This is a genomic window from Rhizobium sp. WW_1 (genome assembly GCF_003610155.1).
In the GTDB taxonomy this organism is placed as follows: domain Bacteria; phylum Pseudomonadota; class Alphaproteobacteria; order Rhizobiales; family Rhizobiaceae; genus Rhizobium; species Rhizobium tropici_A.
Genome location: NZ_RAIN01000026.1, coordinates 1 through 22,461, shown reverse-complemented (window position 1 = coordinate 22,461; position 22,461 = coordinate 1). Strand labels below are relative to the sequence as shown.

At 57.5% G+C, this 22,461-nt stretch carries 20 protein-coding genes; 15 read left to right on the top strand and 5 right to left on the bottom strand.

Annotated features, from left to right (window positions below; all coding sequences use genetic code 11):
* Positions 1-305: 305 nt before the first annotated feature.
* Positions 306-1,190 carry an AraC family transcriptional regulator gene (locus tag BJ928_RS35445; protein WP_047636801.1) on the bottom strand — a complete coding sequence of 295 codons (885 nt, stop codon included), beginning with the start codon at positions 1,188-1,190 and terminating at the stop codon, positions 306-308.
* Between the two features lie 309 nt (positions 1,191-1,499).
* Positions 1,500-1,700, bottom strand: a complete 201-nt coding sequence (locus BJ928_RS35440) for a hypothetical protein (protein WP_047636803.1) — start codon at positions 1,698-1,700, stop codon at positions 1,500-1,502.
* Between the two features lie 969 nt (positions 1,701-2,669).
* Between BJ928_RS35440 and BJ928_RS35435 the strand changes: the two genes are divergently transcribed.
* The 4 genes from BJ928_RS35435 (at position 2,670) to BJ928_RS35420 (ending at position 5,454) form a co-directional block, all read left to right on the top strand.
* Positions 2,670-3,170, top strand: a complete 501-nt coding sequence (locus BJ928_RS35435) for a hypothetical protein (RefSeq protein ID WP_147413976.1) — start codon at positions 2,670-2,672, stop codon at positions 3,168-3,170.
* Positions 3,171-3,335: 165 nt separating this feature from the next.
* Positions 3,336-3,575 (top strand): TM2 domain-containing protein, encoded by a 240-nt coding sequence (locus BJ928_RS35430; RefSeq protein ID WP_082012050.1) that lies wholly within the window; start codon positions 3,336-3,338, stop codon positions 3,573-3,575.
* A gap of 242 nt (positions 3,576-3,817) precedes the next feature.
* Positions 3,818-4,186, top strand: coding sequence for a DUF4189 domain-containing protein (locus BJ928_RS35425; RefSeq protein ID WP_183079504.1), 369 nt, complete (start codon positions 3,818-3,820; stop codon positions 4,184-4,186).
* A 368-nt stretch (positions 4,187-4,554) separates the two neighbouring features.
* Positions 4,555-5,454, top strand: a complete 900-nt coding sequence (locus BJ928_RS35420) for a hypothetical protein (protein WP_052228054.1) — start codon at positions 4,555-4,557, stop codon at positions 5,452-5,454.
* 233 nt (positions 5,455-5,687) lie between these two features.
* On the opposite strand, the gene BJ928_RS35415 is transcribed toward BJ928_RS35420, so the two are convergent.
* Both BJ928_RS35415 and BJ928_RS35410 read right to left on the bottom strand, forming a co-directional pair.
* On the bottom strand, positions 5,688-7,427 hold the full coding sequence (locus BJ928_RS35415; protein WP_047636807.1) for a tetratricopeptide repeat protein: 1,740 nt from the start codon (positions 7,425-7,427) through the stop codon (positions 5,688-5,690).
* A gap of 962 nt (positions 7,428-8,389) precedes the next feature.
* Positions 8,390-9,034: a MarR family transcriptional regulator gene (locus tag BJ928_RS35410; protein ID WP_348628283.1), complete on the bottom strand. Its 645-nt coding sequence runs from the start codon at positions 9,032-9,034 to the stop codon at positions 8,390-8,392.
* 18 nt (positions 9,035-9,052) lie between these two features.
* Between BJ928_RS35410 and BJ928_RS35405 the strand changes: the two genes are divergently transcribed.
* The 6 genes from BJ928_RS35405 (at position 9,053) to BJ928_RS35370 (ending at position 14,778) form a co-directional block, all read left to right on the top strand.
* Positions 9,053-10,189 carry an MFS transporter gene (locus tag BJ928_RS35405; protein ID WP_197070158.1) on the top strand — a complete coding sequence of 379 codons (1,137 nt, stop codon included), beginning with the start codon at positions 9,053-9,055 and terminating at the stop codon, positions 10,187-10,189.
* Positions 10,190-10,215: 26 nt separating this feature from the next.
* Entirely contained in the window at positions 10,216-11,013 is a 798-nt protein-coding gene (locus tag BJ928_RS35400) for an alpha/beta fold hydrolase (RefSeq protein ID WP_047636809.1), read from the top strand.
* 608 nt (positions 11,014-11,621) lie between these two features.
* Complete coding sequence (locus BJ928_RS35390) at positions 11,622-12,059, top strand: curlin (RefSeq protein ID WP_047636811.1); 438 nt, start codon at positions 11,622-11,624, stop codon at positions 12,057-12,059.
* A 64-nt stretch (positions 12,060-12,123) separates the two neighbouring features.
* Positions 12,124-12,522, top strand: a complete 399-nt coding sequence (gene csgH / locus BJ928_RS35385) for a curli-like amyloid fiber formation chaperone CsgH (RefSeq protein ID WP_047636812.1) — start codon at positions 12,124-12,126, stop codon at positions 12,520-12,522.
* Between the two features lie 170 nt (positions 12,523-12,692).
* A complete protein-coding gene (locus tag BJ928_RS35380; RefSeq protein WP_047636833.1) occupies positions 12,693-13,106 on the top strand; it encodes a curlin in 414 nt (137 codons plus the stop codon).
* A gap of 778 nt (positions 13,107-13,884) precedes the next feature.
* A complete protein-coding gene (locus BJ928_RS35370; protein ID WP_120296818.1) occupies positions 13,885-14,778 on the top strand; it encodes an AraC family transcriptional regulator in 894 nt (297 codons plus the stop codon).
* A gap of 45 nt (positions 14,779-14,823) precedes the next feature.
* Here the strand turns inward: BJ928_RS35370 and BJ928_RS35365 are convergent, their stop codons facing one another.
* Positions 14,824-16,962, bottom strand: a complete 2,139-nt coding sequence (locus BJ928_RS35365) for a TonB-dependent siderophore receptor (RefSeq protein WP_047636816.1) — start codon at positions 16,960-16,962, stop codon at positions 14,824-14,826.
* A 315-nt stretch (positions 16,963-17,277) separates the two neighbouring features.
* On the opposite strand from BJ928_RS35365, the gene BJ928_RS35360 reads away from it, so the two are divergent.
* The 5 genes from BJ928_RS35360 to BJ928_RS35340 are packed head-to-tail and all read left to right on the top strand — an operon-like array spanning position 17,278 to position 22,271.
* On the top strand, positions 17,278-18,288 hold the full coding sequence (locus tag BJ928_RS35360) for an iron-siderophore ABC transporter substrate-binding protein (RefSeq protein ID WP_120296816.1): 1,011 nt from the start codon (positions 17,278-17,280) through the stop codon (positions 18,286-18,288).
* The gene (locus BJ928_RS35355) at positions 18,285-19,331 is read left to right on the top strand and encodes an iron ABC transporter permease (protein WP_047636817.1); all 1,047 of its coding nucleotides are present in this window, start codon (positions 18,285-18,287) and stop codon (positions 19,329-19,331) included. The genes BJ928_RS35360 and BJ928_RS35355 overlap by 4 nt, the downstream gene beginning before the upstream one ends.
* Positions 19,332-19,333: 2 nt before the next feature.
* A complete protein-coding gene (locus BJ928_RS35350) occupies positions 19,334-20,368 on the top strand; it encodes an iron ABC transporter permease (RefSeq protein WP_183079502.1) in 1,035 nt (344 codons plus the stop codon).
* Positions 20,365-21,201 (top strand): ABC transporter ATP-binding protein, encoded by an 837-nt coding sequence (locus BJ928_RS35345; RefSeq protein WP_047636822.1) that lies wholly within the window; start codon positions 20,365-20,367, stop codon positions 21,199-21,201. The genes BJ928_RS35350 and BJ928_RS35345 overlap by 4 nt, the downstream gene beginning before the upstream one ends.
* The gene (locus BJ928_RS35340; protein WP_047636824.1) at positions 21,198-22,271 is read left to right on the top strand and encodes a DUF2218 domain-containing protein; all 1,074 of its coding nucleotides are present in this window, start codon (positions 21,198-21,200) and stop codon (positions 22,269-22,271) included. The genes BJ928_RS35345 and BJ928_RS35340 overlap by 4 nt, the downstream gene beginning before the upstream one ends.
* The last annotated feature ends 190 nt before the right edge of the window (positions 22,272-22,461 follow it).

Genomic DNA, 22,461 nt, shown 5'->3' with positions numbered 1-22,461 from the left:
TATTTCAGTGCAACCGTATTTTAGAAAATTCCGGATTTTTTTTAGAAAACTACGGTTTTTGCTTAGCCGGTTGCAGGTGTCGCCACTTTGCCACACTTAACCGAAGGCTGTTCTGCATGAATATGCAAACTGCTGGACGATCGGCGGCAAGTGGTTCTTTCCATTCCGAAAAATCTCTTCTGCTACACGAGCAGAAAATGCCCATGCCCGCCACGCATCTCTTGGCTGGCGCACGGAAAATCATCGGTCGCGGAATATTCGAATTGGCTTGGGACGGACCGGGGCTTGCGTTCGGGCCCGTGCGGTTATCGCATATATCGAAGCTCTGTCGGCGTCCGTCCACGGTATCTCTTCATCGTGGTCGCCAGATGGCTTTGATCCGAAAACCCCGACATGTAGGCGATTTCCGCAATCGCGATTTCGCCCTCAGACAGCAATCTTTGCGCAAGATCCAGGCGCAGATTTATCAGATACCGGTGTGGTGGCATGCCAAAGGTCTTGGCGAACCTCACGATGAAATGATTGGGCGAAATGCCGGCAACCGCCGCAAGCTCGGCGACGTGGACCTTTTCGGTGAAGCGTTCGCGAAGATACTCTTCCACGCGTCGAGCGCTTTTCGCGGAGAGCCCTCCCCTGGGCAACGGAAGCTGCTTCATCGTGCTTGCATAAGTACGAAGAAGATGTGTGCTAAACAGCGTAACCAATGAATCCAAATAGAGCTCATTTGGAGTTGCCTTCCCGGTTAACTCGACAGAAATCCTCTGCGCGATGCTGAGGGCAGCAAGATCGACAGTGCCAAATGCTGGAGGCTCGAGTTCTACATTGGCAAGATCAAACTCCTGCAGCGCCAGCTCGGATAGAATTTCGGGGGGAATTGCGACGACAAGATTTCTCCTGGTTTCCGACCACGCAAGGCTGCTGTCCACGCCAGCGGGGTTAACCGCTACACAACCGACTGGCGCGTCATATTCGGTGATTCTGTCGCTGCCTAGAGAGGCCCTCAACTTGCGCGAGGGCGCCAACACGATCCCTACGGCGTGTTCCTTTGCCAGGAATTTCTGTGAGCCGGGATTACGCACGGAGCTGATAACGCTCCCGCGCGCGGTGGCCTTCCTCGGGCCTGCATTTTCAGGAATTATATCAAATACATATCGATCGGCCCGTTCCCGAACCTCACCCGCATAAATCATTCTTCATCGCCCCGCCCGAACGAAATCCTGTAAGTGCAAACAAGCGGACCGGACCTCGACTTCGCTCGAGATCCCAGTTTCCCAACACTGTCAGCTCGACATTGTAGTCAGCTTATAGCGCGAGATTAAATAGTATAAATCGCGGAGTTTGGAAGGGGAGATATGCATATAGTAAAGAAAGGATGAGGCGGCGGGGCACGTCGGTTTTTACGCGGGCGAATACATCCCGCGCACTTCGACAGAAGGTTGTTTCCAGGCTAAATCCTAATTCGCGTCGGAGTGGAGGGCCGATATCGCCCCCTGTGGCTGCTAAATATCGCCCCGACGCTTTTCATATAGATCCCAAGCAACATCCACTATCGCCAGAAGAACATCTTTCTGATTCCACCCAGCTGCAGCTGCGGCCTGAACGATTTCACTAACAATAGGCTGCAATTGGCGTTGGCACTCGCCTGAAATGTCGTCTGCACCGTTTCCCAAAGGTGGTTCGCTAAATTTGAATTCTACCATTCTCACTCTCGCAGCCTTAATATATGTCAGCTATCACATTCCCAACATAAAATAAATCCGGAAGCGCGCCCCGAGATTTTCATAGCCTCGCACCTAGTCACATTATCGCTATGCTGTAATCAAGCCAAAATTCATTACAACCATTAACTCTATATCATTGGGCAACTCACAGAGTGAGCCGCAAGAGATACAAGAAGAGCGGAAGATATTCTGCCGCTCCGACGGTGGAAGATCGTAAAGCTCCACAGTACTCCACCGAGCCGATCGGGGAACAGAGGCTGTTATCGACAAGCCTTAGTGGCCATCTGCGAAGCGATTGGCCGGGGCGTAGCTCATCGATCCGGCACTGCTGTCAGAGTGCTTGCCACACCGGCAAGGAACACGGTCCCTCGCTTCGATCAGGAAACGGTCGGCCGGTCACGGATTGTTTGCCGCCGCAGGCATTCCGGTAGCTTGCTACCGATAATTGAAACCGTAGCTTCTGTATGAATCCAATTCAACGGCAAGATTGCCGTCAGGCAATCCTCCAGGCTCGCGCTTCCGCCAAGAGTCATAATCGGCCCGGCTGAAGTTGACAGCGCCTCCGCCGCACCAGGTCGGGCAGGATACGGCGGCACCTCACGCCCAAGGTTTCCACGATCCCGAACGCCAGAGGTTGACAATCTTGAGATGAATTTACTCAAGTATGCCTATCTATCGATCCGGCAACATTCGCGAATACCGATGCAGATATCGAGCTATTAAACTTGAGTATATTTAAAAGTATGATGAAATGATATTCAAAAAGAATTATCTCCCACGAACAGCTCCACTATCCGTGATTGTGTCGCCAGACGCATTCAATTAATACTTATAAAGTATGCCCAAAAATAGTTCATTGACGAAATATACACCCAGCCATAGGGAATAGTTCCAGGAGAAGAATCGTAAGTATAAATGCCGCCCCAGCATTAATATCAGGAGACAACAATGAAGTTGTGGATTATTCCCGCAGCGGCAGTGGCGATAGTTTTGTCGAATTCAGCTATGGCCAAGAATTTTTCCATCCCAGACGATACGCCAACGGTGAAGGTTACAATTCCGGACGACTGGAGTCCTCAGGCGATTGATGCCGGCGCACAAGGCACATCTCCGGATGGAAGCACGTACATCGCCGCCGAGGTACTGGCAGCGGACGACGTCAAGGCGGCGACCGAAGCTTCGATGAAGGTGTTCCTGAAGGATGCCGAAATGAAGATCGATGGGTCTTCGATGCAGTCGAAACAAGTCGACTTCGGTTCAACGAAGGCAACCGACATTACCTTCAACGGCTCGAACGAAGACGGGCCGCAGGAATTTGAAATTATGTTGCTGCCGCTGCCGACCGACGGCAAATTTCTCGTGATAAGCTATTGGGGCACACCGGACGGCGACAAGGCCAACAAGGCGAAGTTCGATGAAATCATGAGCAGCTTCGACCTAGTCCAGTAGACCTCAAGGAGGGATGGGCAAGTCGGCGCGCAGGTGCCTTGCCGCATCGCCGACGACACGCTTCGTCTTCCTGCAATTCGACCAATAAATGCAGCCGCAGGCGGCCCCCTACAGACTTTGTAGGGGTGATCGTTTGCGTACCGAAAATTTAACGAGGAACAGATTTTGCAAAATACAGCAGATGCTCCAATTGAATCCGATAAGAAGATCCTGCCAACGTTTCTTCTGTGCTTCATATTCGGCGTTCTCGGCTTTCACCGATTTTATGTTGGCAAGATCGGCACCGGCATCCTTCATCTCTTGACGCTTGGTTGCTTGGGCATTTGGACACTCATCGATCTCGTCATGATCATCGTCGGCGCATTTACCGACAAGGCCGGGCGCAAGCTGAAGTCCTGGACTTGAGACCTTTCCAGCGGCTCTAGGAATGAAAAGGATACAAATCCGCGCGAGTTAATGTGACGTTGACCTCTCGCCGGCAGTCCGGCCGGTTCGAATTAATCGGCCATGACCGCACAGAGGTTAAACGCCTTTCCTTGCCGCGGCCGGGTCAACGAGATCTGCCTTCATTCACCACCTCGAAAGCAGGGTGCAACGTGCAGCGAGAAAGGCACGGCTGCACCCCACATTCCATGGGATCTGCAGACATGACATCCTTGAAATTGACTATGGCGACCGTTGCGCTGACCGCAGCGGTGAGCACTGGCATCGCTTCCGCAGCAGAATACGGTGCGCTGGCCTATTCGAGGCACACCGGCTCCTACGGCTCTTCCCATAATTATTCCACACGAGCCGATGCCGAGGACGAAGCCTTGTCGGGCTGTTCCTCCTATGCCGACGACTGCCAAGTCATCGTTTATTTCCACAATGCCTGCGCTGCGCTTGCCGTCGGCAGCCATCGCGGGTTCGGTTATGGTTGGAGCGACAGACGCGACGAAGCGCAGGACACCGCTCTTTCGAATTGCGAGGAAAATGACGGCGGCTGCCGCATCGTGAACTGGACCTGCTCGAAGTAGCGCCCGATAGCTGTCATGCCTGTCGTTTCGATGCGGGGATTGTCGCAATTTAAGCTGCTCAAGCTGCCGCAACAATCAGCGGCAAGCATGATCGGGCCGAGTTCCGGGGAAGACGCGATTACGGCTGTCTCAGGTCAGCACACCTGCGCGCGCACATCCCGTCGAACGTATGCATGGGGATAACAACGGCACACGCGTAACCGTGGCAATGAGGTCGTCGCAGCCACCGATGCGGGAGGGATTTCAGGCTTTCCACGACATATTTTGAACATACGAGTGCTGACGAAGACGGGGCGCGCTTTTCAAGTGACGACTTTCGGAATATTCTTCAATGATTTCCAGCCGTTAGCCCCTCTTCAGCACGCCCCATGCTTCACCAGACGATTGCCTGCCCACCTGCCTGTCACCCCGCTACGCTCGTGAACATCGATCGATTTCCCGATGGCCTGGCATATTGCGCGCAGTTGCTGCTCGCGACGCATGTCGAGCTCCAACGGGAATGTCGCTATGTGGCCGACCAGCAGCGATGGCTTTTAAGCCACGTTGCAACGGCAATTCACTTCGAACACCAGATCACGCCCTCGGCAATGCCGCTAACGCCGGCGTCCCTGTTCAAAGCGCTGGGAGAAGCAAAGATCGCCAGCCGCAACACCGTCACGATGTTCTTGAAGGAGATGCAGCGCTATGGCTTCTGTGCATCGCTGACAGTTGGGGACAAGCGCAAGCGAGCGCTTCGGGTCACAACCATGGCCGAGCAGCTCATCTGTCGCTACTTCGACATCCACCTGCGCGCGCTCGACATGATCGACGGAGGTCAACGTCAGGCGACCCTGGAAAAGCATCCGGAATTGCTAAGCTACGCCCAACCGCTCTTTGCCCGCGAAATCGTCGCTCAAGAGACATGGTACGAGCCGCCGGTCAGCATCGCGCAACTCACCCGGTCGAATTCCGGCAGCAGCATCCTGCACGAGCTCGCTTTGGGAGTTCCTCGCGATCTGACGGGAGCCGGAACGCAGATATGGGTCGGCAAGATCGCACTGGGCGCGCTCGCGAAACGTTACGGACTTTCCAAAACTCATACCGCGTATCTTTTGGAAACGGCGCGCCTCACTCGCTCGATAGGGTGGGTCAAGGAAGGAAATCACAATAATTACTGGATCTCACCAGACACCGTTCGGGACTACCGATCATGGCAAGCCCTCAAGCTTGCGACCATAGCCAAGGCGTTTTGGGAAGGATGCATACTACTGAAAGTCGATCCGGCTTGAAGTGTCGAAGTTGTCAAGGGCCGCCGGAAGTTCGGCTATCTATCTCGCCCTTGCATGGAATCGAACCGACGCTCCCAAGGCGCAACGCCCATCCCTTGCTGCCGCCGACCCGCAAAGCCGAGTTGTTGATTTCGAAGTGGAAGCTCCTTGCTTCTCCACGTGACAGCGACAGCAGATCACGAGAGATACTTCCTCTGGCGGGCGCGTCCATCAGTCCAACGTCGGGTCAGTTCCTAGCGGCAATCAACAGATATCGCTCGCCGGGCCAAAAGCTGTTCAAACGCGTGCTTGATACGCAGGACATAAGGCGTCTTGTACTCAAATCCGGCATTGTGAAGATGTATCAACATCGAAGCGTTGACCTCGAATACGACGAGACGGCCCTCGGCATCCAGGGAGCAATCGATCCCGAAATAATCGAGCCCGATCTCGCGTCGAATGGCCTCCAACGCCGCCATGGCCTTGGACCCCAAAACGTCCTGAGGCTGCTCCAGGAATGACTGTTCCTCTCTCCTCATCCATTCGACGTCGCCCATGCGGGTCGATACGTGATGAACTTTCCAGACGTCGCCAATGGCGAGATGATAGGGAAGAATGTCCTCTCCGACGAAGATGAAACGATATTTACGGTAGAAGCCATCGGCGGATCTGTAGTCGAAGAAATCTGTCAGATAGAGCGGTTGATCGCCAGCCTCACCGGCAAAGGCACGCAGTTGCGAAAGATCGGAGATCAACTCCATCTTGTCGCCGCCGTGCGTCCCGGCGTGGCGGGCGATAAGGTTGAACGTCGGGAGGCTGTTGGACGACAGAAACTGATGAAGCGCGGTCGCCTCCACGCGGATGGTCGCGGGGACAACCGTGTCTGGAATAGCAGCGAGGCGTTGTGAGATGCTCTGGCGGTCCGTGCCAAGGATTTGAAGGGGATGATTGATCACGGGTATTGTCAGCGGAGCGACGATCTCTGCGACATGCGCAACGATATCTCGCCTGAGATCGGCCTCGGAAACGAGATTGACGATGATGTCCGCGTCCGCGGCTCGCAGTTCCACACGCTGATCCGGTAAAACGAGAGCGACATCAGCATCGTAGCAGGCGTCACTGATCAGATCCTCGTAGGGCGTGTTTCCTGAGAGTGGTGAGAAGAGCAGCATCGCTCGAAACCGCGGAGGGCGATGGGCGGCTAGGTAACTGCGCGCCACGCCCATGGCCGCAACACGGCGATAGTACTCGTGGGCCGATGCAACGTTTCCGGCATCGTGCTCCAAGCCCGCGCAAAGCAAAAGCGCATCCCGGTTTTGGGGCTCTACAGCAAGCGCTGTCCGAACATGCTCAAGAGCCGCCGCCGCCTGCCCTACCTGCTTGAGGGCAAATGCCTTGTTATAGAGGCATTGAAAGTTGTTGGGCGCGACCTCCAAACCACGATCATAGGCCGATAGCGCATGCTGGACGTCATCGTGCTTCAGGCAGAGATCACCGAAAAGCAGCCATGATGAGACGTCATTCGGTGACAGCTGGCAGCAACGCATTGCAGATAAGGCAGCACCCGAGACGTCTCCCAGTGCGGACAGGACCTGACAGCGTTTGGTGAACGCTTTGACATAGTCCTCCTGAAGCTCGATCGCCTTGTCGAGGCTCGCAAGTGCTTCTCGCAAGCGGCCGAGCTGTGTGAGCAAGGCGCCATGGTGATACCAGGCCGCGGCTTCATTCCAACGCCAAACCAGGGCCGCTTCATAGCATTGCAGTGCCCGAACATGATCGCCAATGGCCTGGGACGCCATACCGAGGCCTGTAATCGCCTGCGCGTCGGCCGGATTGACAACAAGAGCAGCGTCGAACCATGTAACTGCTTCCCTTGGTCTGTCGTTATGCAGCAATAGATATGCAAGTGTGTTGCAAGCCAAGGGCTGCTCACGGATCAGTGCCTGCACCGAGAGCAGGTTGTTGATGGCCTGATTGCTGTTTCCAGATGCCATAAGCTCGGACACGTTCTGCAACACATTAACGAGCATGGGTGAGCACGACGAAGACGACATAGCGAAGCTCTTAAGCCGCAACGAGCCGACATGCGCTAAGCACATGTAAGGCTGGTATATGTGGGGGAAGTCCGCCCGTGAGAGCCGGATCATGACAGATAGTGAGCTTCATGCTCGTCGCTTTTGGCGCTGTTATGGATAGGAGGCCAGATACGCCCGCTAAAGACAACAATAAATATGCAAATTACATAAATGTAATAATGTGTTTTATAGAAATTGTAGTTCCAGATGACCGGTCGTAAAAATTGAGCCAGCAACATTTGGTAGATCTTCAGTTGATCTGCGGTACTATTTAAACGTACGCATTGCTGTAGGACAGCGGCAGATTGGCCTTCTGCCGACCACATTCAATCAAAAAGTGTAATTCTGAGGTCGCGAAGTAAGAACTGCGGAAATCGATAGGGGAGCGAGGCCAGACATCCCTCGCCTCATCTGTCCGACAATAGACGAGCACCGCATCGAACAGCGAGATCTAAAGCGAATTCCTACACAATACTTGGCGCAAGTGGCGAATCAGAGAGCCTGCCGAAAGCTTGCAACAAGCTTGGACTTTCGTCCCGCTACAATCGGATACCGGACAGGGTTGCGAACCATGCGGGCAATAAGGCAGTCACGCGAGCAACCGATGTGCTCTCCATCATGGGCAACCTAAATCATGTTGCAGTTTGCCACGGAGGCTCTCGGCGATCGGATTTCATCTCTTCGCGACCGACATGTTGCAAGACCCCTGCGGGAACCAGCGTCGGAATTTCGCGGTCAACCGCCGCGTCCGTCGCGTTTGCCAGGATGGGAAACCAAGACGGAGATAAAACGAAACAGCGGGCTTCGCCGAAACAACATGATCAAACTGTAGCGCTTTGACATGGCAAACCAGACTTGCCACCCTGCGCTTCTGGGCGATTTTAGGTGTCGGCTAATCCGCCGACCAACTTCACGAGGAGCCGATCCAATTCGGAGCGCTCCTCGTCAGTAAGGGCGCCTAACGCTTCCTTTTCGTTTGCGATATGCAGCGGCAGAATTTCCTCGATCAGACCCAATCCCTTTTCCGTCAAACGAACGCGAACGCTGCGGCGATCGCTTTGCGCCGGGCGGCGTTCGATCAACCCCGCCTGTTCCAGCCTGTCCAGCCGGCTAGTCATTGCTCCGGAAGAAAGCATGAGCGCGTCATAAAGATCCGTGGGGGTGAGTTCGTAAGGAGGACCGGCGCGCCGCAGCGAGGCGATGACATCGAATTCTCCTTTCTGCAGACCAAAGCGTGCCGCAAATGGCGTAAGCCGCCCGCGTTCGATCAATCGTGCCGCTTCGAGCAACCTGCCGACGGTTGCCATTACGTCAGCATCGATATCGGGAAGTTCCTTGCGCCACTGCGCAGCCGCCCTGCCGGCACGATCATCCACGTCAAATTGTCTCCATATCAAAAATCTTGACATCAAGATAGTTCTTGCGTCGACCCGACGCAACGCATAAATTGTCTCGATATAAAGATACTTTACATCAAGACAGAAAGGCTTCCTATGGTCAGTCGGCTCCCAAAATCGACCATACACATTGTCGCGTGCATCCTGTTGGCTCTCAATCTGCGGCCGGCTCTGGCTGCCATTGGCCCGCTGCTTGACCGGATCGAGAGTTCCGCCGGGCTGACACACACCGAGGCGAGCCTGCTCACGGCGCTTCCCGTCATCGTTATGGGATTGTGCGCTCTTCTCGGCCGCCGCCTCAGAAACTACTTCGGAGAACGGCGTGGCATTGGGCTCGGCATGGCATTCGTCATGATCGCCTGCATCGGCCGCCTGGAGCTGACGGGAAAAGCGGGCTTGATTGCGACAGCACTGATCGCCGGTATCGGCATCGCCTTGGTCCAGGTCCTTCTTCCTGCCTTCATCAAGCGGCAATTTGCGTCGAAGGCCGGACGGGTCATGGGCCTCTACACGACCGGCATCATGGCCGGGGCGGCGATCGCGGCTGCCTCTGCCGCGGGCCTGGCGCGGGAACTTGACTGGCCGCTGACGCTGGCGGTATGGGCTCTGCCGGCGCTGGTCGGACTGCTATTCTGGTTTGCGTCTACAACAGATCTGACCGGTGTTGAGCCTGCTACAGGTCCGGTTTCCGCGTCCCACCGGCCCGCATTCTGGCGCAATACACGCGCCTGGGAATTGCTCGTCTTCTTTGGCATAGGAACCGGCGCCTACACGCTGGTCCTCGCCTGGTTGCCTCCCTACTACACGGGCTTTGGATGGAGCGCTGATGACGCCGGTTTCCTCCTGGGCGGCCTGACGCTGACGGAGGTGATTGCCGGGCTCGCAGTATCGGCATTCATCGGCTATTTTCCCGATCGACGCGGACCGTTGCTGACTGTCCTCGGCTTTCTGCTGGCAGGGCTGCTCTGCCTGCTTGCGGCACCACTATCGCTTGCTCTTCCAGCCAGCCTCCTTCTTGGGCTCGGCATCGGCGCCCTCTTCCCATTATCCCTGATTGTCACGCTCGATCACATCGAGGACCCCGCGCTGGCCGGTGATCTGGCCGCGTTTGTACAGGGCGGCGGCTATATCATTGCAGGCCTGATGCCGCTCCTTGCGGGGATACTTCGCGATCGCTTTTCCGATCTTTCACAAGCCTGGATCGTCATGGCAGCCGGCACCATCGTGCTTGCGGTCATGTGCCTGCGCCTTTCGCCCGCTTCCTACGCCAGGCTTTCCCGATAATCGCCAATCCATGAGAGGAAATAGGCATGGCCTATTATTATAACGACGAACGCCGGAATTATTTCATCGAGTTCGGATCGGGCCGCCCGGTCGTCTTGCTGCATGGCATCAGCAATTCGGGGCGCGCATGGGCGCCGCAGATCGGTCCGCTGGTCGAGGCAGGGTTTCGCGTCGTCATTCCCGACCATGCGGGTCACGGAGCATCGGCGAAGATCGGCCATCCGATCAGTGTTACGGACCTCGCCCTTGATGTTCAGACCCTCCTTGATCATCTCAAGCTCGACGAGGTCGACATTGTTGGTCTGTCACTTGGCGGAATGGTGGCGCTCGAAGCAGCACTTACGATGCCGCACCGCGTCCGCCGCCTCGTCGTCGCCAACAGTTTCGACACGACCGCGACCGACGCCTTCAGGGACATGGCGCAAGGATGGGCCGCGACGTTCCGCAGCGAGGACGGGCCGGCACGCCGTCTGGAAGGCATCTGGCCCATGAACGTCAATGAGGCCTTCCGTGCGAGCGAGGAAGGTATGAGGACCTACCAGGTCTGGCACGGCATCGCCGCCACAGGCGATGGACATTCGATTGCCTGTGTCGCGGAAGGAATTGTCGGCTTCGATGTCAGGGAAAGGCTATCTTTGCTGGCCATGCCGACGCTCTTCATCGCAGGAGCCGAGGATCGCATGTCTCCTCCCGCCCGAAGCCGGCGGATGGCCGATGCCGTTCCCTCTTCGCGCTATATTGAGATCGCCGGTGCTGCCCATATTTCGAACGTCGATTCGACTGCCGACTTCAACGCCGCCGTCATCTCGTTCCTGATGGCCTAAGGTCAGGCAGGAGTGTTTCTACCGGATTTCGGACTCTCATTGGCGATGGGACAGCCCATCGCCAATGCCATGCCCAGGCGACGTTTCCTGCCGGCAAAATGCAGCAGAAAGCAAGCAAATGAGGATTTAAGACATAGGCCATTGGAGGCACCTCGCCAGTACGCCCAGTAGATCGCCCGCAGCCACGCGCCTCAAGCCAACTTGAATTCCGAACCTACAACCTTGTCGCGCTAAAGAGACGGTGCTCCAATGAAAGTCACGCATCCCTGCGCTTGAGGGGCTTCAGACCACAGATCCGTCCTCTTACATTTCCGAGACGCTGAAATCTGTAGCAGTGTCCCGCGCCCAATTTGAGAGCAACGCACAGTCGTTACATATATCATGTGACATCGCCGCTTTGACCATATCGATGCCCAAGATTGAAATCGTCATGGATCGGCTCGCTCCCTTCATTAACGGAGTATCATACTCGGTTTGATCGCGAGAAAGCAGGCGCCCGTCCTTGCGAATGAACCTTGACTGAATGGTGTCTTCAGCTTCCGTTCCAAAGGGAACATCTAAAAGAAAGACGTTCAACCGCGGTCTTATCCGCCTGAGGAGACATAGTCATGATCCGCACGTCTTTCATTGCAACCGCACTCGTCGCTCTCGTCGGCATCACCGCCGCGGCTCCCGCCATGGCCAACGATGTGCGTATCGAACAATATGGCTGGTCGAATTCCGCCGGTGGCGCGCAGCAAGGCTACGGAAACCGGATCAGAACCTACCAGAACGGTGGCTATAACCGGATCGTCGGCCATCAATATGGTCGCCATAACCTCTCAGCTGTCGGTCAGGAAGGCAATGACAACTACGGCGCCACCTATCAGAGCGGCGACCGCAACGTAGCGGGCATCGGCCAGTTTGGCTCCAACCACACGACCATCCTTACCCAAGACGGCAATGGCAACATCGCGGCTGGCGTCCAGGTCGGTCGTGGCTGCAGCGCCAATGTCAGCCAGGGCGGCAACGGCAATGTCGCAGCCTTCGTGCAGGCATGCCCGTAAGCAGCGGCGTGATGACGTGAAAGAGGTCAAGATCGCTACTGCTGACCACTAGGGGAGACAACCCATGTCAAATAGCGTCAAATATCCGCGCCGCCTGATGACGGTTCTCGCACTGGCCCTGCTTCCCGTTGGCGCAATTGCGGCCATGACGACTGCCAACCCATCTGACGGGGCGCAGCTTTGCGAAATCAAGGCAACGCCTGGAGCAGGTATGGTGAGACTGGATGCGCTCGTCCACGCTGACACGCATGCCACCGGGACATACACCTTCCATGTCGAGAAAGTGGGAAACGGTGGAAGCTCCACGATCAACCAGAGTGGCGATTTTGAGGCTACGGCGGGGCATGCGACAATCCTCAGCTCGGTATCGCTCAACTCCCAAGGAACCGAGTACAAGGCGACATTGGATGTCATGATCGGGGATAAGAGTTTCAGTTGCACGAAGCAGGTCGGCGGCAGCTGATCGCGCCACACCCTGCAATTCCCTTCAAAGAGGCGCCGGTTTCCGGCGCCTTTTGCTTTCGATCCGGACGAAACGACTGAACGCCAACTGAACGGGCAATTCCGATTGGGTTCAGCTGCAAGATGCGAAGGTTGATCATCGGCAAAGGCAGCCGGCAAATGGAGATCAGGATGACCCGCAACGTGTTTAAGATCCTTACCGTCACTCTTCTTGCCGGGAGCCTGGGGCAAGCAGCCTTGTCCGTGCCAGCCTATGCCGGCGGCCGGATTTCGTTCAATCTGGCGCCTGCTAATGCCGAGGATGCGGATCTCTTCTCGACCGGACTGCGCGTCTATTCGCTCTACCGCGATCTGAAGAACGCCGATATCCGGCAGTTGGGTCGCGGTAACGCTGCTGGCATCGCTCAGAATGGCAGCGGCAACCTCGGCTTCATCCAGCAGCGCGGCAATGGCCATTCCGCAACCTTGCGGCAGAACGGCAACAACAACGCCTATGGCATTTTCCAGTACGGGCGAAATACAGAAACCGACGTGGTACAGGATGGAGATAACGGCATCGGCGCTACCTTCAGCTATGGCTGGTAGGCAGTCCATGCCTGGCCCGAAGGGGATGCAACATTCTCCAATTGACGCCTGGACTCAACGCTTGCCCGCAATCCAAACGGAGGCCTTCCGCGGGCGATTCCGACGCTCGGAAGATGGTTCGACGAGATCTCTATCCGCACGTCAGGAATGACGCTCTCGATGTATTGCGGGTGCAGGTAGAGTAACCAAGACATCCCCAATCTCGATTGGGTCGTTCCGAAGATGTCACCTGCAAGAATACCGGTCTCATTGACATATTTGATTTACTTCATCTCGTGCTTGAGAATTTGGCTTCGAACGAAACGGCCAGTCGTGCAGTTTCGAAGACACGCCGTCGTTTAGGTCGTCGCGGACATTACCTTCAACTGTGGAGTTACCGCGTAGAAAACTCGATCTCTCAGGCCCAATGCGAGACCACTGATTGTCTGATCCCAGTACGGATAGTCCAATCTATTCATAAGAATAGAGATATTCGCTGTGAACCGGGTTTCACACGGGATCGCTATCACGGGTGGAAATGATGGCAGTACGGAGGGCTCCGAGACTATGTCCGTGTCGTAAATTCCAAATCGGTCGAGGCAGTCGCCGGCGGGCGAAAGCCGTAGCGCCCCGATACCAACTCCACCGAAATTTGCCTGCGATTGATTTACGGCAACAAACACGATAAAAATACTCATGTTTGTCATTGCATTTGAAACATCGTGTTACTTACTGCGATCAAAGACTTTTTGAACGGGTATTCAGCCCCATCAACAATGTACGAGAACAGGTCGGACTATTGAGTTTTTCGCAATCCATGATTTGGCGTACCGAGGGCATTCGACCCACAGCTCCGGTTCGGTGGCGCCCACTCGACGGGATATTAGGCGCGTTTTGGCAGGCTGAAAGCGAGTCCGGAGCGAAGGGCTACTATCTCGCTGCTCATCCGCACATCATGATCTTTTTCAACGATATGTCGCCGCAATTTCGGGTTTCGAATGATGACGGGCAGTTTTCGCAGCGTTACAGGCCGATGTCCCGCGCCATCTATGTGCCGGCCGGCATGCCCATGTGGACCGGCAGTAACGTCGCCCATCGTTTTTCCCATTTGAATCTTCATATCCACAGGGATCGGTTGCTGCGCGTCCTGTCGCCCGCCATGGGTTCTTCGGCGGCGCTCGCGGCGATGAGGCTGCCCGTCGAGGTCCATGATGTCGGCCCGGTCGACACGCTGGCGGGCCTCTTGGTGGAGGAGCTTTCGAACCCCACGCGTCATGAATTCTATGCTGAAAGCCTGGTGGGCAGCATCGTCGCGGGTCTGTTCGATTTCCCTAAGGAGCGGGATGGGCAGGCGTCAGGCAGGCTCACCCAGGCGCAGATGAACAAGCTTGTTTCGCGTGTCGACGATCTGCGCGATCATCGGCTGACTGTCGCCGAAATGGCGCGCATCGTCGGGCTTTCGGAAAGCTGGTTTTCCAATGTTTTCAAGCAAACGACGGGCAAAACACCGCTGCAATGGCAGCTCGCCAAACGCATCGACCACGCCAAAAAGCTGCTTGTCGAAAGCAACATGACCATCGCCGCCGTTGCGGCGGAAATTGGCTTTTCCGATCAGGCGCATTTTACAAGAATGTTCAGGCAGATCGCCGGAGATACACCTGCCGCCTGGCGGCGACTGCAGCAAATCCTTTAGGTCGAATGCTCCCGCCAAAGACATTATCCGGCGGGAGTTATGTCGTTACCAGGTCTGGCGCAGTGTTGCCATGATCGTCCGACCCGGATTGTAGAAGATGATGCCGTTGTTCTGGTGAACGAGATGCTTCTCGTCGAACAGATTGCTGGCATTCACCTGAAGCGTGGTGTTCTTCTGGATCTTGTAGACAAAGGCGGCGTCGAACACGACCGCGCCTTCGGACTTCGTGGTGTTGGCAAGATCCGTAAAGTACGATCCGACATACCGGGCTCCGAGACCGAAGGTCATGTCGCCGCGGGCACCCTCGCCCTCCAGCGTATAGGTTCCCCAGGCGGATGCCATATGCTTGGGAACATGCATCAGGCGATTGCCATCATTGGCACCGCCTGGCTCATCGATCCGAGAGTCGATATAGCTGTAGGCCGCGATCAGGTTGATATTATCAGTCACTTCCGCCTTGGCCTCAAGTTCGAGGCCGCGATGCCGCACTTTCTTGACGGTCTGCGGTATGTAGGTGACCGAGTCATAGGTGGTGATATTGCCCTTCGTCAGATCGTAAATCGACGCTGTAAACAAAGCCGGGAAAGCATCCGGGCGATACTTGACGCCAACCTCGTACTGCTTTCCGGTGGTCGGATCAGCTCCTATCGCCGGCGGCGCGACGGACTCGCCATAGCTTGCGAAGGCCGCCCACTCCTCGGTAAACTTGTAACTCACGCCGACGCGCTTGGAAAATTCGCTGTGGTTTCCTGAGGTCGTGGGATTCGAGATTGCAAACAGATCCGTTTCGCTGAGGTCGAGCCAGTCGTTGCGAAGACCGAGGCTGACCGTCAACCTATCGGCAAAGGTCAGATCCTCCTGCAGATAGAGCCCGGTCGTCTTCTGGTCGTTGCGCGTTCCATAGGTCGGCGAGATCGAACTGGGGGCGCCCGAATAGACCGGGTCCAGCCAATTGATCGGTGGAGCGCCCGGAACATAGACGCCGTAGTTCTCCGACTTGAAATTGTTGTAATCGATGCCCGCCAGCGTGCGGCTTTCGACGTTGTCGAAGTTCGCCTCATACATCAAATGAGCGTCAATGACGAACTGTTCGGAAGCGGTGTCGCTGCCGAAGTAGTAGCGATCGATCAGATGAGAGCCGTCGGTGCGCAGACTGGACGGATAGACGCTGCCGAAATCGAGCTTCGAATTGCTGTAGCGGGCCTTCGAACTAAAGCTCAGGCCATCACCGAAATCATGATCCAACAAGAGGCTATAGGTGTTGCGATTGGTATCGTTGAAATAATAATCCGGTTCGCCGAAGAATTTGCTGCGCCGGAAGTCGGTGCCGTAGGGTTGGCCACCGCTGCCCGGAGTGCCCCGCTTGTCGAGATGGTCGAACACAAAGGAAAGGCTGGTCACATCCGTTGGGCGCCAGGTAAGACCGCCCATGATGAAGTTCTCGTTGTCGCGTGAATAGTCGTATTCCCCATCCGCTCGCTGGAACTTGCCGGTCAGGCGGTAGGAGAGCGTATCATCTTCGGTGATATTATCGCCGAAATCGAAACCGGCTTCCTTATGCGCGAATGAACCGCCGGTGCCATAGACTTCGCCGAAGCGTTCGCGTTTCGGCAGCTTCGTGACGTAATTCACCGAGCCGCCGGGTTCGGCGACACCAAAACCGGCCGAACTCGTGCCCTTCAACACTTCAATGCGTTCGAAGGCATAGGGTTCTTCGCGCACGCCGCCAAAAGTCCTGCCGATCGCCAGTCCATCGCGATAGGTATAGGGGACGAAGCCGCGGATATCGAAATAGTCGTAGCGATCGTCCGAACCGTAGAAATCGCCGCTGACACCCGCCGTGTACTGAACGACCTTCTCGACGCTGTCGGCGGCACGTTCTTCGATTTCCTTCGAGGTGATGACGGAGACCGAGGCGGGAGCGACGAGAATGTCCGTCGGCATTTTGCCGACGCCCGTCGTCTCGGTCGCGACGATCGATTTCGAATCATTTTCCGTATTCAGAACGCTGGACGTGCCGCTGCCTTTGATCACGATCGGCGCCAGCGTCGTATCGGAGCCTGCCTCCTGGGCGAACAGCATTGCCGGCGTCAGCGCGACAAGCGCCGTGCAGCCGAACAGAACGGTCTTCAGGCTGCGGGAGAAAGCTCGGTTCGAGCGGCGGCCTGTTGAATTGATATCCATTGTCAAATTCCAAAAGTTAACGTCACGATGTCCGACTTCCGTCGGAGGCGCGATCTCATGATCCCGAAAAAGATCATCCGAACCAAAATCGCGATATGATCGAGAGCCCCTCTCCGATCTTTCGTCGCACTGGTCTGGCATGCCCCGACATCGCTACTAACTTGAGTGATATTATCCAGTATTGTAACTTTCCATGGTTTTGTACAAACCAACGGAAATCTCACGACGGCGTGACCTTGATGACACGCCTACGGTTGACGTCACCGCTTTAACCTGAAACTGAAAGTCCACTTATCAACGGACGGGTTATGGGCAATGATGCGGTCCCTTTTGTCTGCTGCTCGAGCAGCATTGATTGTCGTTTCGGCTCTGTTGCCAGGAAAAGCCTGGGCGACCGAGGCGACCACCTACCCCATCACCATCAAGCATGCCTTTGGCACGACGGTCATCGAAAAGAAGCCGGTACGGATCGCAACCGTTGAATGGGCAAATCATGAGGTGCCGCTAGCGCTGGGTGTCGTTCCGGTCGGCATGGCGCGCGCCAATTTCGGCGATGATGACGGTGACGGCATCCTGCCGTGGAACCTTGCGCGGCTGAAGGAACTGCATGCCAAGACGCCGGTCCTGTTCGATGAAGGCGACGGCATTGATTTCGAGGCGGTTGCCGCCACACAGCCCGACGTCATTCTGGCCGCCTATTCAGGATTGAGCCGCGCCGCCTACGAAACGTTGAGCCAGATCGCGCCGGTGGTGGCCTATCCGGAGGCGCCCTATTCGACCGATTGGCGGGAGACGATACGCCTCGACAGCAAGGGCATGGGCATGGCTGAAGAGGGCGAGGCACTCATCAAAAAGATCGAGAGCGACATCGCCGCCGCCCTGGCCGGCCATCCCGAACTCAAAGGCAAGTCGGCCATGTTCATCACCCATCTGAACGCGACCGACCTCAGCATCGTCAACTTCTATACGACCAACGATACGCGGGTGAAGTATTTCGCGGATCTTGGGCTGACCTCGCCGAAAAGCGTCGTCGCCGCCTCGCAACCGGGCAAGTTTTCCGGCTCCGTCAGCGCCGAGCATGTCGACAGTTTCGACGACGTCGACATTCTGGTGACCTATGGCGGCCAGAAATTGCTCGATGCGCTGGATGCCAATCCACTTCTGTCAAAGATGCCGGCTGTCGCCAATGGCTCGCTGGTGATGCTTGGCAACAATCCGATCGGCAATGCCGCCAACCCGACGCCGCTTTCGGTCTCCTGGGTGCTCAAGGATTATATCGCCTTGCTGTCCGAAGCCGCGAAGAAGTCGGCCAAGCAATCGAAATGACCGCCGCTGCATTGAAACCCCCGCGAGCGCGAACGGGCGTCGCCGCTCATTCCAATGGCGGACGCGGCCTCTGGCTGCTCGGACTGTTGGCGCTGCTCTTCCTGCTTTGCATGTTGTCCGTCACGGTCGGCACCCGCGACGTGGCATGGGTCGATATTACTGCTGCCCTTACTGGCAGGAGCGATACGATTGGACAGGCGGCCGTGGCACTTCGCATCCCGCGTACCGCGCTTGCGGTCCTCGCCGGCGGCGCCCTCGGGCTTGCCGGGGCGATCATGCAGGGCGTGACCCGTAATCCACTTGCCGATCCTGGCATTCTCGGCGTCAATATGGGCGCATCGCTTGCGGTCGTGGTTGGCGTTGCCTGGTTCGGCATGGATTCAGCCGATGGCTATATTTGGACAGCGATCCTTGGCGCGGGCTGCGCGGCGGTCTTCGTCTACACGGTCGGCTCATTGGGACGCGGCGGGGCAACGCCGCTGAAGCTGGCGCTCGCGGGCGCCGCGACCTCGGTCGCCTTCTCGTCGATGGTGATCGCGGTGGTGCTGCCGCGCGGCGACATCGCCGGCGGCATCCGCTCCTGGCAGATCGGCGGCGTCGGCGGCGCGACGTTCGATCGCCTCCTCCCCGTGTTGCCGTTTCTCGCCGTCGGCTTTGCCATCAGCCTCCTGTCCGCGCGCAAGCTGAACTCCTTGGCGCTGGGCGACGAACTCGCCGCCGGGCTTGGAGAGCGCGTCGCCCTGGCGCGTGCCATCGCCTCGCTCGGCGCCATACTGCTTTGCGGCGCAACCACGGCGGGCTGCGGCCCGATTGGCTTTCTCGGACTTGTCGTACCGCATCTGTGCCGGTTGCTGATCGGCGTCGATCACCGTTGGCTACTGCCCTTTTCGACGGTTGCTGGCGCCTGCCTGCTGACGCTTGCCGATATTACAGGCCGCATCGTTGCGCGGCCGGCGGAAATCGATGTCGGCATCATTACCGCACTGATCGGCGCACCGTTCTTTATCTGGATCGTCCGGCGTCAGAGGGTACGCGACCTGTGACCATGCCGTCTCCCACAGTTGCGCTCATCGCTTCCGGTCGCCAACGCAGCCTACAACGGCATAGGTTGGTTATTGCGGTGCTGCTTGCGATCATCGCAGCGCTCTTCGTCCTCACCCTGTCGCTCGGGCAATCCTCTACGCCGCTTGGCGATGTGGCCCGCGTCTTGACGGGCGAGAAGATTGCCGGCGCCAGTTTCACGGTTGGACAGTTGCGGTTGCCGCGCGCCCTGCTCTCCCTGCTGGCCGGCCTGAGTTTCGGCCTCGGCGGCGTTGCCTTCCAGACGATGCTGCGCAACCCGCTGGCGAGCCCTGACATTATCGGCATTACGTCCGGAGCGAGTGCCGCGGCCGTCTTTGCCATCGTCGTCCTAGCAATGAAGGGTCCGTCGGTCTCGGTTCTCGCGGTGGCTGCCGGTCTCGGCGTCGCGGTGCTGGTCTATGGTCTGTCCTTCCGCAACGGCGTCGCCGGCACTCGCCTGATCCTTGTCGGGATCGGCGTTTCCGCCATGCTGGAAAGCGTGATTGCCTATATCCTTTCGACCGCGCCCTCCTGGACGCTGCAAGAGGCGATGCGCTGGTTGACCGGCAGCGTCAATGGCGCGCAGTTAAGCCAGGCCCTGCCGCTTTTGCTGGCGCTCATCGCTTTCGGCGGCCTACTTCTTAGCCGCGCGCGCGATCTCGACGCACTGCGCATGGGCGACGATATGGCCGCAGCACTCGGCGTCCGAATCTCGACAACCCGGATGGTCGTCATCGTCGCCGCGGTCGGCATCATCGCCTCGGCGACAGCCGTCACCGGTCCGATCGCCTTCGTCGCTTTCTTGTCCGGGCCGATCGCCGCCTGCATCGTCGGGGCCTCCGGCTCGCTGCTGATCCCCTCCGCTCTGATCGGCGCCATCCTGGTGCTCGGCGGGGATTATGTCGGTCAGTTCCTGCTGCCAAGCCGCTATCCGGTTGGCGTCGTGACCGGCGCGCTCGGAGCACCCTATCTGATTTATCTGATCATACGCGTCAATCGCGGCGGAGGCTCGCTATGACTCCTCACACCCTGAACGCCAGTCGAATCTCGGCAGGTTACGGTGATGCCGAAATCCTCCATGGTCTCGATCTTGCCGTACCGCCGGGCCGGATTACGGTCATCGTCGGCGCCAATGCCTGCGGCAAGTCCACGCTGCTGCGAGCCATGTCGCGTCTCCTCTCGCCGAAGGGAGGACAGGTCCTGCTCGACGGCAAGTCGATCCACCATACGCCACCGAGGGAGCTTGCCCGCACGCTTGGCTTGCTACCGCAATCACCGATTGCGCCCGAAGGCATTACGGTTGCCGATCTCGTCAGCCGCGGCCGACATCCGCACCAGACGTTGTTCTCCCGCTGGACAAAGAGGGACGACGAGGCGGTCGCAGCCGCCTTGGATGCGACGCAGACGGCGGAGTTGGCGGAGCGGCCCATGGACGAACTTTCCGGCGGTCAGCGCCAGCGTGTCTGGATCGCCATGGCGCTGGCGCAGCAGACCGACATCCTGCTGCTCGACGAGCCGACGACGTTTCTCGATATCAGCCATCAGGTCGAGGTTCTCGACCTTCTGACCGACCTCAACCGGGAGCGCGGCACGACAGTCGTCATGGTGCTGCACGATCTCAATCTCGCCGCCCGCTATGCCGATTTTCTGGTCGCCATGCGGGACGGCAGGGTCGAAGTCACGGGTGCGCCGGAAAAGGTGCTGACGCAGGCCATGGTGCGGCACGTCTTCGGGCTCGCAAGCCAGATCATGACAGACCCGGTTTCCGGCCGACCGATCATGCTGCCGGTCGGACGGCATCACCTGACCGCACCGGAAACGGAACCACAGCGCAAGGAGCAACGCGGATGAACGCAGTCCAACAATTTACCCTTTCGGGCGTAGCGCATCCGAAGGACGCGATGCACATGCTCGATGAAATGTGTGAGCACTTCGTCGAGCACGCCGACGTACAGCGAAGCCCCGATCTTGCGCTGCTGACGAGCCCGTTAGGAACGGCGAGTATCCGCTTGGAGAACAAAGCGCTCGTGATCGATCTGAACTGCCCATCCGAGGTCGCACTTCAGATGACCCGCACCAGCATTGCCGAACACATGTTTTACTTTGCCGGCGAAGACCCCTTCGAGCTCAATTGGGCGGAACCGGTATCGGCCGCTCTGCGGCCCGACATCCATGAGGTGACGGTAACCTCGGTGGAAAACGTCACGCCGCATATGCGCCGGGTGAAGGTTTCCTGCGCCAACGTGACAGCCTTCATCGGCGGCGACATGCACGTCCGCATTCTGGTACCGCCGAAGGGCAGGCAACCGGTCTGGCCCGGCTATCGCGAGGATGGCCGCATCGCCTGGCCCGAGGGCGAGGATGAACTGCTCGTGCGGGTCTATACCATCCGCGCCGTCGACGCAGAACGCCGAGAACTGTGGATCGATTTCCTTCAGCATCCATTGCCCGGCATTAAGACGCCGGGCGCGGATTTCGCGCGCGATTGCCGGCCTGGCGATAGATTCGCCCTTCTTGGGCCGGGTGGCGGCGGCCTTCCCGCCATGGACCGTATTCTCATGATCGGCGACGAAAGCGCACTGCCGGCCATTGCCCGCATCGCCGCCGAAGCGCCGGCCGGCACCCGTATGCAGGCAATCATCGAGGTCGAGGACGCCGGCGAGGAACAGCCGCTCCCGACGGCAGGATCGATCGATATCCGCTGGCTGCACCGCAAGGATTATGCGACGGAAGCAAGGGGCACTTTGGCTGAAGTCGCAAAGGCAGCGATCGAATCGATCGGCAACGAGGCTTTTGTCTGGGTGGCATGCGAAAAGGAGGATGTCAGGTCCGTCCGCGCCTTTCTGAAAAGCCGCAAGCACGACCGCAAGGCCATGTACGCTGCCTGGTACTGGGAGCGGAATGTCACATCGCAGGGCTAGCTGACTTGCATGCTTAGCGAACGTGATCTCTAGTTTGGGGATATCGGATTTGACGCCCTTTAAAAGGTCGCGTCTGGCGGACACGAGAATACCGGTCTAGGTCACATACCCATAAAATAGTTTTAGATTTGAGCGGTTTGTGATTCACTTTCTTCAGCGATTGGAGGCTGTGATGGCGCGCTTTGATTTG

Bases quoted from the DNA above. Each gene is read 5' to 3' on its own strand.
- BJ928_RS35445 (WP_047636801.1), bottom strand. From the start codon at position 1,190: ATGATTTATGCGGGTGAGGTTCGGGAACGGGCCGATCGATATGTATTT.
- BJ928_RS35440 (WP_047636803.1), bottom strand. From the start codon at position 1,700: ATGGTAGAATTCAAATTTAGCGAACCACCTTTGGGAAACGGTGCAGAC.
- BJ928_RS35435 (WP_147413976.1), top strand. From the start codon at position 2,670: ATGAAGTTGTGGATTATTCCCGCAGCGGCAGTGGCGATAGTTTTGTCG.
- BJ928_RS35425 (WP_183079504.1), top strand. From the start codon at position 3,818: ATGACATCCTTGAAATTGACTATGGCGACCGTTGCGCTGACCGCAGCG.
- BJ928_RS35420 (WP_052228054.1), top strand. From the start codon at position 4,555: ATGCTTCACCAGACGATTGCCTGCCCACCTGCCTGTCACCCCGCTACG.
- BJ928_RS35415 (WP_047636807.1), bottom strand. From the start codon at position 7,427: ATGGCATCTGGAAACAGCAATCAGGCCATCAACAACCTGCTCTCGGTG.
- BJ928_RS35400 (WP_047636809.1), top strand. From the start codon at position 10,216: ATGGCCTATTATTATAACGACGAACGCCGGAATTATTTCATCGAGTTC.
- BJ928_RS35390 (WP_047636811.1), top strand. From the start codon at position 11,622: ATGATCCGCACGTCTTTCATTGCAACCGCACTCGTCGCTCTCGTCGGC.
- csgH (WP_047636812.1), top strand. From the start codon at position 12,124: ATGTCAAATAGCGTCAAATATCCGCGCCGCCTGATGACGGTTCTCGCA.
- BJ928_RS35380 (WP_047636833.1), top strand. From the start codon at position 12,693: ATGACCCGCAACGTGTTTAAGATCCTTACCGTCACTCTTCTTGCCGGG.
- BJ928_RS35365 (WP_047636816.1), bottom strand. From the start codon at position 16,962: ATGGATATCAATTCAACAGGCCGCCGCTCGAACCGAGCTTTCTCCCGC.
- BJ928_RS35360 (WP_120296816.1), top strand. From the start codon at position 17,278: ATGATGCGGTCCCTTTTGTCTGCTGCTCGAGCAGCATTGATTGTCGTT.
- BJ928_RS35355 (WP_047636817.1), top strand. From the start codon at position 18,285: ATGACCGCCGCTGCATTGAAACCCCCGCGAGCGCGAACGGGCGTCGCC.
- BJ928_RS35350 (WP_183079502.1), top strand. From the start codon at position 19,334: ATGCCGTCTCCCACAGTTGCGCTCATCGCTTCCGGTCGCCAACGCAGC.
- BJ928_RS35345 (WP_047636822.1), top strand. From the start codon at position 20,365: ATGACTCCTCACACCCTGAACGCCAGTCGAATCTCGGCAGGTTACGGT.
- BJ928_RS35340 (WP_047636824.1), top strand. From the start codon at position 21,198: ATGAACGCAGTCCAACAATTTACCCTTTCGGGCGTAGCGCATCCGAAG.